This is a genomic window from Glycomyces halotolerans, assembly GCF_054779575.1.
The window spans coordinates 22268-33906 of record NZ_BAAGXZ010000034.1 but is presented as its reverse complement, the minus strand read 5'-3'; the positions used below and the strand labels follow the sequence as shown (position 1 = coordinate 33906).

The window sequence follows — 11639 nt, the reverse complement described above, 5'->3', positions numbered from 1 at the left end:
CACCGGCGGCCTTGTCGACTTCCTCGGCCAAGAGGACATGGAGCAAGTCGAATACGCCGCGGCCAGATACCTCGGGTTGGCGCACTGACGCGCGGCCGTCAGCGGGCCGCGGCCGGTTCTCTCCGCGCTTCCCGGTGCTCCGGCTCGAGCTCCACGGTCACGTGCGGCAGGACCCGGTCGAGCCACCGCGGCATCCACCAGGCCGAGGCACCCAGGATCTTCATGATCGCCGGAACCAGCAGGCAGCGGATCACGATCGCGTCGATGAAGATGGCCGTGGCCATGCCGATCCCGAACTGCTGCAGCAGCCGCGCGTCGTTGAGGATGAACGCCCCGAACACCGCGATCATGATCGCCGCCGCGGCGGTGATGACCCCGCCGGTCGACGCCAGGCCCTTCCGGACGGCCTCGATCGGATCGCCGCCGCGCACCCACTCCTCGCGCATCCGCGAGACCAGGAAGACCTCGTAGTCCATCGACAGCCCGAAGATGATCGCGAACAGCATCACCGGCACGAACGCCTCCACCGGCCCCGGCTGGATCCCGAACACGCCCTCCTGGAAGATCCAGGTCACCACACCCAGTGAGGCGCCGATCGTGAGCAGGTTCAGGACCGCGGCCTTGACCGGGATGAGGATCGAGCGGAACACCACCGTCAGCAGCAGCATCGACAGGCCCACCACCAACAGCAGGAACAGCGGCGCCCGGCCCTCGATGAGGTTCGAGAAGTCGATCGACGCGGCCGTCGAACCGCCGACCAGCTGCGTGCCCGGCACCTCGTCGAGAACCTCGTCCCGAAGCTCGTGCACCAGCTCCACCGTCGCCTCATCGGACGGTCCGGCGGTGCCGACCACCGTCGACATCCACAGTCCCTCGCCGATCTGGAACGCCGGCGAGACCTGCGCGACGCCCTCCACACCGTCCATAGCCTCGACGGCGGATTCGGCTTCGGCCTGAGAGCCGTCGGTGACGACCATCAAGGGACCGTTGAAGCCCGGACCGAACCCCTCGGCGAGCATGTCGTAGGCCTGGCGGCTCTGGAGGTCCTCCGACTCCGTGCCGGCGTCGGCGAAGCCGAGCCTCAGGCCCGCGAGCGGCCCCGACAGCGCCAACAGGCCCGCCAAGACCACCACGAGCGCGACCCAGGCCCGCTTCTCCACGAACCGCGACCACGCGTTCCACCGCAGCCCGGGCGCCCGCTTCGCCTTGGCCGCGTGCCCTCGCACCCGCTTCTCGATCCGCTTGCCGAACAGCGCCAACAGCGACGGCAGCAGCGTCACCGAGGCGACCATCGTCACCAGCACCACCAAGGCCACGGCGATCGCGACCGACTGCAGTGAACCGAGCCCCAGCGCGTACAGGCCGATCAGCGCCACGATCACCACGGTCCCGGCGAACAGCACCGACCGACCGGCGGTGTCGAGCGCGACCGCCGTCGCGCCCTTGCGGTTCGCCCCCGCCAGCAGCTCCGACCGGTACCGCGCGAAGATCAGCAGCGCGTAGTCGATGCCGACGCCCAGTCCCACCAGGAACATGATCGGCGTCAGATACGTCGGCAGCGTCACCGCGTGCGAGACCGGCATCGACAGGCAGAACGTGATGCCGACCGCGAACACCGCGGTGATCAGCGGCAGACTGGCGGCCAGCAGCGAACCGAACATGAGCACGAGGATCACCAGCGCGGCGAGCATGCCGACCCCCTCGGCGGCCCCGCCCTCGCCTTCTTCGGCCTCGCGGACCGGATCACCGCCGAGTGCGACCGTCAGCCCGTCGCCGGAGGCCTCCTCGGTCACCTCGAGCAGCCCCTCGACCTCCTCGGTCGAACCCTCGAACCCGGCCGTCGCGTAGCCGACGGTGCCGTCCTCCGAGATCGCCCCGCGACCGGCGAACGGGTCGTCGAACTCGGTCACGCCCGGCATGTCGGACAGCTCGCCGAGCAGCGACTCGATCCTGGCCTGCTCGGAGGCGACGCCGTCCTCGTCGCTGAAGACCAGCTGGATCGACGTGGCGTTGGCCTCGGGCGCGCGCTCGTCGAGCAAGTCGGACAGCTCCTGAGACTCGGTGCCGGGTATCGACAGGTCGTCCTCGTACGCCGAGCCGACCGCCGCCGAGGCGCCGATCGCCCCGGCGAACACGACGATCCAGGCCAGCAGGGCGACGACCGGGCGTCGCTGCGTCCATTCGGCGAGCCGGGCCATCGCCGAGGGCGGCTGCAAAGAGTTGAGTCGTGGTTCCATGTCAGCGACTATCGCCGCGCCAGAGGCACTCCCGCATCGGCTCGGCAGCGGCAATCGGCATACGCCTCAGGCGTCAGGCGCGCTCGACGACGTACGCCCCCGGTAGCATCAATCGCCGTCGGTCCACGTAGGGCGCACCAGTCCCGACTCGTAGGCGGTGACGACCAACTGCGCGCGGTCCCGCGCCGACAGCTTCGACATGATGCGGCTGACGTGCGTCTTCGCCGTCGCCGGCGCCAAGTACAGCGCCGCGGCGATCTCGTCGTTGCTCATCCCGGTGGCCACCAGCTTGAGCACCTCGGTCTCCCGCTCGGTCAGCGCGCTCAGCGCCGGACTCGGCTCGGGCCGGGCCACCCGGCCGGCGAACTCGCCGATGAGCCGGCGCGTGATCTTCGGCGAGATCAGCGCCTCGCCCTCCGCCACCACCTCGACGGCGTGCACCAGCTCGTCGGGGTCGGTGTCCTTCACCAGAAAGCCGCTCGCGCCCGCCCGCAGCGCCCGATAGACGTAGTCGTCCTCGTCGAAGGTCGTCAAGATGATCACCCTGACGCCCTCCAGCCTCGGATCGGCGCCGATCCGCTCGGTCGCCTCCAGCCCGTCCAGACCGGGCATGCGGATGTCCATGAGCACCACATCGGGCCGGTGCCGCCTGATCGCCTCGAGCGCTTCGGCGCCGTCGCCGGCCTCGCCGACGATCTCGATGCCGTCCTCGTCGCCGAGGATGGAGGCGAAACCGGCCCGCACCAGCCGCTGGTCGTCGACCAGCATCACTCTGATCATGCCCGCACCTCCAAGGGCCACGTCGCCTCGACGAAGAAGCCGCCGTCCTCGCGCGGCCCCGCGTCGAAGGTACCGCCGAGACTCTCGGCCCGCTCGCGCATCCCGGTCAGGCCGTTGCCCGCGACGACCTTCCCGCCCTTGAACTGCGCGGCGCCGTCGTCGACGACCTTGACCGCCAGCGTCGAGGTCCCGATGACCACGTTGATCCACACGCGCCGGGCGCCGGCGTGCCGGACCACGTTCGTCAGCGCCTCCTGCAGCACCCTGAACGCCGCCGCGTCGACCGCCGCGGGGAGCTCGGCGTGACCGTCCATGCGCAGGTGGACCTCCAGGTCCGACGAGCGCGCCGCGTCGACCAGTGACTGGAGCTGCTCGAGACTGGGGCCCGGACCGGTGGGGGAGTCCTCGCCCGCCTCCCGCAGCACCCCGACCATCGAACGCAGCTCCCGCAGCGAGAGCCGACTGGTGTCGGCGACGACCTCGAGCGTCTCCCGCGTCGGATACGCCGGATCCTTCTTCAGCTTGCGGAGCGCCGCCGCCGACTGCACGTTGATGAGCGACAAGTGGTGCCCCACCGCGTCGTGCAGCTCCCGGGCGATCCGCAGCCGCTCCTCGGCCACGCTGCGCCGCTGCCCCTCCACCAAGGCGGCCTCCATCCCGGCCCGGTAGCGCCGGTAGTGGGCCACCACCGTGCCGATCGCGACGATCGCCACGATCCAGCCCGACAGCAGCAGCGACTCTCCCTCGCTCATGTGCTGGAAATCGGACGCGATCTCCGAGACGAGGATCAGGACGAAGGTGAGCGCGCCGATGACGCTCGCCGCGACCGTCCTGCCCAGGGCAGCGAGCGTATACAGCGCGATCACGAAGGCCAGCAGCATCGGCCCGTCGATCGCCGAGGCCGGGTAGTACACCATGGTGCACAACCAGGTCACGAGCGTGACCGCCAGCGGGTACGAACTGCGCAGGAACAGCGCGGCGATCGCGATCACCACCATCGCCCACGCTATCGGCTCGGAGAGCCCCATCGGATCCTGCTCGCGCAGCGCCACGTCCACGCCGGTCCACACCAGGATGACGAAGGCGGTGACGAGCCCGACGATGAGATCGCCGGTGCGGTCCGAGAATCGGTCGAGCACGTGCTCCAGCCTATTGCGTCAGCCCGGCGCGTCTCAGCGCCTCGGCCATCGCGCTCTGCGGCTGCTGCGACTGGCCGCCGCGCTGGCGGGGCCCGCCGCTCTTGGCGCCCTTGCCTCCCTTGCGGCCTCCTCCGCCGCCCGCGCTCCTGCCGCCACCGGATTCGGCGTCGTCGTCGAGCCGCATCGACAGGGAGATGCGCTGGCGCGGGACGTCCACAGAGAGCACTTTGACGCGCACCACGTCGCCGGGCTTGACGACCTCGCGCGGGTCGTCGACATAGCGGTTCGCCAGCGCCGAGATGTGGACCAGCCCGTCCTGGTGCACGCCGACGTCCACGAAGGCGCCGAAGGCGGCGACGTTGGTGACCGCGCCCTCCAGGATCATGCCCGGTTCGAGGTCGCTGAGCTTCTCGACGCCCTCCTTGAACGCCGCGGCCTTGAACTCGGGACGCGGGTCGCGGCCGGGCTTCTCCAGCTCGGCGAGGATGTCGGAGACGGTCGGGACGCCGAAGCGGTCGTCGGCGAAGTCGCCGGGCTTGAGTTTGCGCAGGGTGGCGGTGTTGCCGATGAGGCCCTTGATGCCCTGTCCGGTGCCGGCGAGGATCCGCTCGACGACCGGGTAGGCCTCGGGGTGCACCGCGGATGCGTCGAGCGGGTTCGAGCCACCGGGGACGCGGAGGAAGCCGGCGGCCTGCTCGAAGGCCTTGGGGCCGAGCCTGGAGACGTTGAGCAGGTCCTTCCGGTCGGCGAACCGGCCGTGCTCGTCGCGCCAGGCCACGATGTTGGCGGCCACCGACTCGCTGAGTCCGGAGACTTGCGCCAGCAGCGGCACGCTGGCGGTGTTGAGGTCCACGCCGACGGCGTTCACGGCGTCTTCGACTACGGCCTCAAGGGATTTGGTGAGTTTCGCCTCAGTGAGGTCGTGCTGGTACTGGCCGACGCCGATGTGCTTGGGTCCGATCTTCACCAGCTCGGCGAGGGGATCCTGGAGGCGCCTGGCGATCGAGACGGCGCCGCGCAGGGACACGTCCAGGCCGGGCAGTTCCTTGGTGGCGTACGCCGAAGCGGAGTACACCGACGCTCCGGCCTCGGAGACGACCAGCTTCGACAGCGCGGCCGTGCCGGCCATGGCCTTGACCAGCTCGCCCGCGAGCTTGTCGGTTTCGCGGGAGGCGGTGCCGTTGCCGATCGCGATGAGTTCGACGCCGTGCCGCTTCACCAGCGACGCCAGCGTGGCCAGCGAGGCGTCCCACTGGTTCTGCGGCTGATGCGGGTAGATCGCGGCGGTGTCGAGGACCTTCCCGGTGGGGTCGACCACGGCGACTTTGACGCCGGTCCGGTAGGCCGGGTCGAGGCCCATCACGGTCTTGGGGCCGGCCGGGGCGGCCAGGAGGAGGTCCTTGAGGTTCGCCGCGAAGACCTTGACGGCCTCGTCTTCGGCGCGCTGCCACAGGCGCATCCGCAGGTCGACACCGAGTTTGACGAGGATGCGGGTGCGCCAGGCCCAGGAGACGGTCTTGGCCAGCCACGCGTCGGCCGCCCGTCCGGCGTCCTGGACGCCGAACTTCGCGGCGATCATCGCCTCGTAGTCGGCGGAGTCGGCCTCGTCCTCGCCCGGTTCCAGCGTGAGCGAAAGAGCTTCTTCTTTCTCGCCGCGCATGAGCGCCAGCACCCGGTGGGACGGAAGAGTGGTGAACGTCTCGGCGAAGTCGAAGTAGTCGGAGAACTTGGCGCCCTTCTCTTCGGCGCCGGCGCGGACCTTCGAGACGAGCCTGCCGAGCCGCCACATGCGTTCGCGCAGCTCGCCGATGAGGTCGGCGTCCTCGGAGAACCGCTCGGTGAGGATCGCCCGCGCTCCGGCGAGGGCCGCGGCGGTGTCGTTCATCTCCGCCTCGGGGTTGAGGTAGGCCGCCGCGGCGGTCTCGGGGTCCTGGGTCGGGTCGCTCAGGAGCGCGTCGGCGAGCGGCTCCAGGCCGGCCTCGCGCGCGATCTGGGCCTTGGTGCGCCGCTTCCGCTTGAACGGGGCGTAGAGGTCCTCGAGCCTGGCCTTGGTGTCGGCGGCTTCGATCTGCGCGGCCAGGTCCTCGGTCAGCTTGCCCTGCTCCTTGATCGACTCGAGGACCGAGGCGCGCCTGGCCTCCAGTTCCCGCAGGTAGCCGAGCCGCTCCTCGAGCGTGCGGAGCTGCTCGTCGGAGAGGCCGCCGGTCGCCTCCTTGCGGTACCGGGCGACGAAGGGGACGGTGGAGCCGTCGTCGAGCAGTGCGACGGCGGCGCGGACTTGGTGAGCGCCGACCGAGAGTTCCTCGGCGATGCGTTGATCGATAGCTTGAGCCACGGTCGGCATTCTGCCAGAGTGCTGCGACAACGGTGCCCGAAGCCGCCCTGGGCGACCCCCGGTGGACGCTTCGGCGGGCATGCGATAAAGTTCTATCCCGTCGCCGGGGGCAACGAAGAAACCCCCTGAAGACATGCGGACGTAGCGCAGTTGGTAGCGCGACACCTTGCCAAGGTGTAGGTCGCCGGTTCGATCCCGGTCGTCCGCTCGGAGCCCGCGAAGTGGCGCCATCAGGGACGATTAGCTCAGCGGGAGAGCACTCCCCTGACACGGGAGAGGTCACTGGTTCAATCCCAGTATCGTCCACAGCAAGCAGGGGCCCGGGTCGGCAAGACCCGGGCTCGCTTCACTTCAGGGTGGGTTGGCCGAGAGGCGAGGCAGCGGCCTGCAAAGCCGTATACACGGGTTCGAATCCCGTACCCACCTCCACCGGACCGAGGTCCGTGACTCAGACGAAGAACAGCCCTGGAACCCGAGGTTCCAGGGCTGGTTCGTTGCGTGCGAACTACTCCGATTCGATCGCGGGGCGAACGCCCTTGACCGGGATCTCCTTCGGCTGCGGCTCGGGCCGGACCGCGTCGGCGACGCGGACGGTCAGCAGGCCGTCGGCGACCTCGGCGCTCACCTTCGATTCGTCGACCCCCTCGGGGACGGTGAAGACCCGCCGGTACGTGGCGGCGGTGAGCCCGCGGACCAGGTACCGGTCGCCTTCGGCGGTCTCCCGCTCGCGGCGCTCGGCCTCGATCGTGAGGCGACGGCCCTCCAGGGTCACTGTGACGTCCTCGGCGCTCACGCCGGGAACGGCCACGGTGAAGAGCAGGTCGGCGCCTTCGGTGTAGACGTCCGCCTCGGGGGAGGACTCGGTGGCGGCGCGGCCGAAGCCGAGCCGGACGAGGCGCTCGAATTCGCGGTCGAGCTGCCGGAACGCTGCGAAGGGGTGCTGGTAGCGAACGATCATAGCGGCTGTCTCCTTCCTTTCGATTAGCACTCTCGCCTTGAGAGTGCTAACGCAAGTACCGACGATCGGCGGCCGTGAATTATTTCTGACGTGATGCACGTCACTACGGTGATCGCTGCGGATGCGCCACCTGTTGCCTCGCCCCGCCTTCGGCAAACGCTCTTGCCGAATCGCTCCCGACCGACGAGAATCGCCGCATGGAAGTCGCCGTCCGCCCCGTACTGCACCGCCCCGACGTTGAACGCCTCGTGCGCGAACGACTCGGTGCCGACCTCGAATTCGTCTCCCACGAGGAGTTCACCGACGGCTTCTTCAACGCCGCCCACGCCGTGGGCCTGCGCGACGGCAGAGCACTGGTCGTGAAGGTCGCGCCGGACCGCGACCTGAAGCTGCTCCGATACGAAGTCGACCTCATGGCGACCGAGATCGAGTTCTTCGAGCGCGCCACCGCCGCGGGCGTGCCGATGCCGAAGCTGTGGCACGGCGACGCGGAAGGCGGCGTCATGATCATGGACCGCCTCGAAGGCCTCTCGCTGCCCAAGGCCAAAGAGCTGATGTCCGATGACGAACGCCTCGCCCTCCGCCGGCGCCTGGGCGAGCTCGGCGCGCTGATCAACACCGTCGAAGGCGAATGGTTCGGCTACCCGCGCAAGGATCGGCACACCTGGTCCCGCTCCTGGAGCGAGTCCTTCTTGACCATGTTCGACGACGTCGTCGCCGACAATATCGACCACGGCATCGAGCTGCCGCGCCCCGCGGCCGAGATCGGGCGGCTCGTCGCCTCCCACGGCGAACTGCTCGACGAGGTGACCCGGCCCGCGCTGGTCCACTTCGACCTGTGGGACGGCAACGTGTTCGTGGAGAAGACCGGCTCCGGATGGGAGGTCGAGGGCTTCATCGACGGTGAGCGCGCCATCTACGCCGACCCGATCGCCGAGCTGGTGTCACTGCAGTTCACGCCGCCGGAGGAGACCGCTGCCGTGCTCGACGGCTACCTCGGCCGCGAGCTGACCGATGCCGAGGCGCGGCGGTTGTGCCTCTACCGCGTGTACCTCTGGCTGATCCTGACCGCCGAGACCGCCGTCCGCGGATTCGACGCGCAGCAGACCGAGTCCCAGGTGAAGTGGGCGACCGAGAACCTCGTCAGGGACCTGGCGATCCTGGACGGCTAGGGCCTCAAGCCGGTTCGTGGTCCTCGGGACTGGTCCGGCTCGCGGCCCTCTTCGCCGTGGCCTTGGCGAGTCCGTACGTCGGCATGTTGATGTACGAGGTCTCCCAAGCGCCGGCCGGGACCTCGTAGAGCTCGTGCCACAGGCCCACGTCCCCGTTGTCCTTGACATTGCCGTTGAACCACTTCCAGAACCCGCGGTGCGCGTGGTCGGGGGAGTGGGCGAACCGCTCGAGATGGTCGGCGCTCCGCCAGTACTGGACGACCATGATCACCCGCCCGCCGATCATCGTCCGCGAGTCCAGCAGTCCCAGTTCGGGATCGGCGGCCAGCTGCCGGAGCATCCGCGGCACGGCGGTGAAGACCGGCCACCACTTGTTGATCTTCCAGAGCCTGTTGATGCGCATGCCGACGGTGAAGACGACGAGGTCCTCGTCGTAGTCGACCACGACGCGCCCGGGCTGTACGTTCGCCACTTGCCTGGCCTCCAGGGGGAGCGGTGGGACACCTTCACTCCAGGTTAGCGAGGCTTGTTCACTTTGCGGCGAAAGGTCTACTCGGGCCACGCCCATTCGGCGACCTCGGGCAGGTCGGTCCCGTGGGTCCTGGTGTATGCCCGCGCCTCATGACGGCGGTCGACCATCTGCTGACGCAGCCGGGCCGCGTTCTGGCCCAGCCCCGGCACGCGGTCGATGACGTCGATGACCAGCCGGAAGCGGTCGAGGTCGTTGAGCATCACCATGTCGAACGGCGTGGTCGTCGTCCCCTCCTCTTTGTACCCTCGCACGTGGATGTTGCGGTGGTTGGTGCGCCGGTAGGTCAGGCGGTGGATGAGCATCGGGTAGCCGTGATAGGCGAACATCACCGGCTTGTCGGTGGTGAAGATCGTGTCGAACTGCCGGTCGCCCAGACCGTGCGGATGCTCGGTGTCGGGCTGGAGCCGCATCAGGTCGACCACGTTGACCACCCGGACCCGCAGATCCGGCAGGTGCCGCCGCAGCAGGTCGGCCGCGGCGAGGACCTCGAGCGTCGGGATGTCGCCGGCGCAGGCGAGCACCACGTCCGGCGAGGCGCCGTCGTCGGTGGAAGCCCACTCCCAGATGCCGACGCCGCGCTCGCAGTGGCGGACGGCCTCGTCCATGTCGGTGTACTGCAGACTCGGCTGCTTGCCGGCGACCACCACGTTCACATACTGGCGCGACCGCAGGCAGTGGTCCATCGTCGACAGCAGCGTGTTCGCGTCCGGCGGCAGGTACACGCGCACCACGTCGGCCTTCTTGTTCATCACCAGATCGATGAACCCGGGGTCCTGGTGCGAGAAGCCGTTGTGGTCCTGGCGCCAGACGTGGCTCGACAGCAGGTAGTTCAGCGAGGAGATCGGCCGACGCCACGGGATCTCGTTGCACGACTCCAGCCACTTGGCGTGCTGGTTGAACATCGAGTCGACGATGTGGATGAACGCCTCGTACGAGGTGAACAGGCCGTGCCGGCCGGTGAGGAGGTAGCCCTCCAGCCAGCCCTCGCACAGGTGCTCCGAGAGCACCTCCATGACCCTCCCCTGCGGCGCCTGATGCTCGTCCGTCGGATAGATCTCGGCCGCGTACTGCCGGTCGGTGACCTCGAAGGCCGCGCCGAGGCGGTTCGACTCGACCTCGTCGGGCCCGAACAGGCGGAACCGGTCCGGATTGGCCGACATGACGTCGCGCAGCCACCCGCCCAGCGTCCTGGTCGCCTCGGCCACGGTCCTGCCGTGGCCTTCGACCTCGACGCCGTAGTCCCGGTAGTCCGGCAGGATCAGGTCGCGCAGCACCAGTCCGCCGTTGGCGTGCGGGCTCGCGCTCATCCGGGCCGTGCCCTCAGGGCACAGCGCCCGAAGCTCCGGCACCGGAGCGCCGGTGGCGTCGAACAGCTCCTCCGGCCGGTACGAGCGCATCCACGACTCGAGCGCCGCCAGGTGCTCCGGGTTGTCGCGGACGTGCGCCAGCGGCACCTGGTGCGCCCGCCACGTGCCCTCCACCGGTACCCCGTCGACCGCTTCGGGTCCGGTCCAGCCCTTGGGCGTCCGCAGCACGATCATCGGCCAGCGCGGCCGCGGCGGATTGGACGGCCGCTCCCGCGCCTCGGAGCGGATCCGGTCGATCCGGTCGAAGCAGGAGTCGAGTGTGGCCGCCAACCGACGGTGGACGCCGACCGGATCGTCGCCCTCCACCAGGTGCGGCTCGTAGCCGCAGCCGCGGAAGAACGAGACCCGGTCCTCGTCCGAGATGCGGTCGAGCATGGTCGGATTCGCGATCTTGTAGCCGTTCAGGTGCAGGATCGGCAGGACCGTCCCGTCCGAGACCGGGTTGAGGAACACGTTCGACATCCACGAACCGGCCAGGGCACCGGTCTCGGCCTCGCCGTCGCCGACGACGCAGGCGACGGTCAGGTCGGGATTGTCGAACGCCGCGCCGTAGGCGTGGGCGAGCGCGTAGCCGAGCTCGCCGCCTTCATGGATCGAACCGGGCACCTGCGGCGCGACGTGGGAGGGGATGCCTCCCGGAAAGGAGAACTGGCGGAAGAGCCGCCGCATGCCGCGCTCGGAGTGGTCGACCGACTGGTACAGCTCGGGAAAGGTGCCCTCCAGCCACGTGTTGGCGACGATGGCCGGGCCGCCGTGGCCCGGTCCGGTCACGTAGATCATCTCGAGGTCGCGGGCCTTGATGCACCGGTTGAGGTGGGCGTAGACGAGGCTCAGGCCGGGGCTGGTGCCCCAGTGGCCGAGCAGGCGGGGCTTGATGTGCTCGGGGCGGAGTGGCTCGCGCAGCAGCGGGTTGTCGAGCAGGTAGATCTGTCCGACGGTGAGGTAGTTGGCGGCACGCCAGTAGGCGTCGATCCGTTCAAGTTCGTCCGCTGACAGTGGACTGGTCTCGAGAGTGGCGTCGGTATCGCTCATGGACCCGAGACTGCCGCATTCGCCGCGTCGGTTCAGTCGGTTCGTGCGAATTGCTCGCGCCCCTCAGGCCCGCGGGGCCTCCGGGCG

General features: G+C 69.3%; 8 protein-coding genes and 3 tRNA genes. 4 read left to right on the top strand and 7 right to left on the bottom strand.

Going from position 1 to position 11639, the window contains the following annotated elements; all coding sequences use genetic code 11:
* Positions 1-98 precede the first annotated feature (98 nt).
* The 4 genes from ACYVL2_RS19365 to ACYVL2_RS19350 all read right to left on the bottom strand — a co-directional run bounded on the left by ACYVL2_RS19365 (position 99) and on the right by ACYVL2_RS19350 (position 6500).
* On the bottom strand, positions 99-2237 hold the full coding sequence (locus tag ACYVL2_RS19365; RefSeq protein WP_460546420.1) for an MMPL family transporter: 2139 nt from the start codon (positions 2235-2237) through the stop codon (positions 99-101).
* A gap of 108 nt (positions 2238-2345) precedes the next feature.
* Positions 2346-3017, bottom strand: coding sequence for a response regulator transcription factor (locus ACYVL2_RS19360; RefSeq protein ID WP_460546418.1), 672 nt, complete (start codon positions 3015-3017; stop codon positions 2346-2348).
* On the bottom strand, positions 3014-4156 hold the full coding sequence (locus ACYVL2_RS19355) for a sensor histidine kinase (RefSeq protein ID WP_460546416.1): 1143 nt from the start codon (positions 4154-4156) through the stop codon (positions 3014-3016). The genes ACYVL2_RS19360 and ACYVL2_RS19355 overlap by 4 nt, the downstream gene beginning before the upstream one ends.
* 10 nt (positions 4157-4166) lie before the next feature.
* A complete protein-coding gene (locus ACYVL2_RS19350) occupies positions 4167-6500 on the bottom strand; it encodes a Tex family protein (protein ID WP_460546414.1) in 2334 nt (777 codons plus the stop codon).
* 126 nt (positions 6501-6626) lie between these two features.
* Between ACYVL2_RS19350 and ACYVL2_RS19345 the strand changes: the two genes are divergently transcribed.
* From ACYVL2_RS19345 to ACYVL2_RS19335, 3 genes are all read left to right on the top strand, one after another.
* Positions 6627-6699: transfer RNA gene (locus tag ACYVL2_RS19345), tRNA-Gly, on the top strand.
* A gap of 26 nt (positions 6700-6725) precedes the next feature.
* Positions 6726-6797: transfer RNA gene (locus ACYVL2_RS19340), tRNA-Val, on the top strand.
* A 49-nt stretch (positions 6798-6846) separates the two neighbouring features.
* Positions 6847-6920, top strand: a tRNA-Cys gene (locus ACYVL2_RS19335).
* 76 nt (positions 6921-6996) lie between these two features.
* Here ACYVL2_RS19335 and ACYVL2_RS19330 read toward each other — a convergent pair.
* Positions 6997-7449, bottom strand: coding sequence for an Hsp20/alpha crystallin family protein (locus ACYVL2_RS19330; protein ID WP_460546411.1), 453 nt, complete (start codon positions 7447-7449; stop codon positions 6997-6999).
* 197 nt (positions 7450-7646) lie between these two features.
* On the opposite strand from ACYVL2_RS19330, the gene ACYVL2_RS19325 reads away from it, so the two are divergent.
* Positions 7647-8621, top strand: coding sequence for a phosphotransferase family protein (locus ACYVL2_RS19325; protein WP_460546409.1), 975 nt, complete (start codon positions 7647-7649; stop codon positions 8619-8621).
* Between the two features lie 4 nt (positions 8622-8625).
* Here ACYVL2_RS19325 and ACYVL2_RS19320 read toward each other — a convergent pair whose 3' ends face one another.
* Together ACYVL2_RS19320 and ACYVL2_RS19315 are read right to left on the bottom strand one after the other, a co-directional pair.
* A complete protein-coding gene (locus tag ACYVL2_RS19320) occupies positions 8626-9093 on the bottom strand; it encodes a DUF4188 domain-containing protein (RefSeq protein ID WP_460546408.1) in 468 nt (155 codons plus the stop codon).
* 77 nt (positions 9094-9170) lie between these two features.
* The gene (locus ACYVL2_RS19315; protein WP_460546407.1) at positions 9171-11552 is read right to left on the bottom strand and encodes a phosphoketolase family protein; all 2382 of its coding nucleotides are present in this window, start codon (positions 11550-11552) and stop codon (positions 9171-9173) included.
* Positions 11553-11639: the final 87 nt, after the last annotated feature.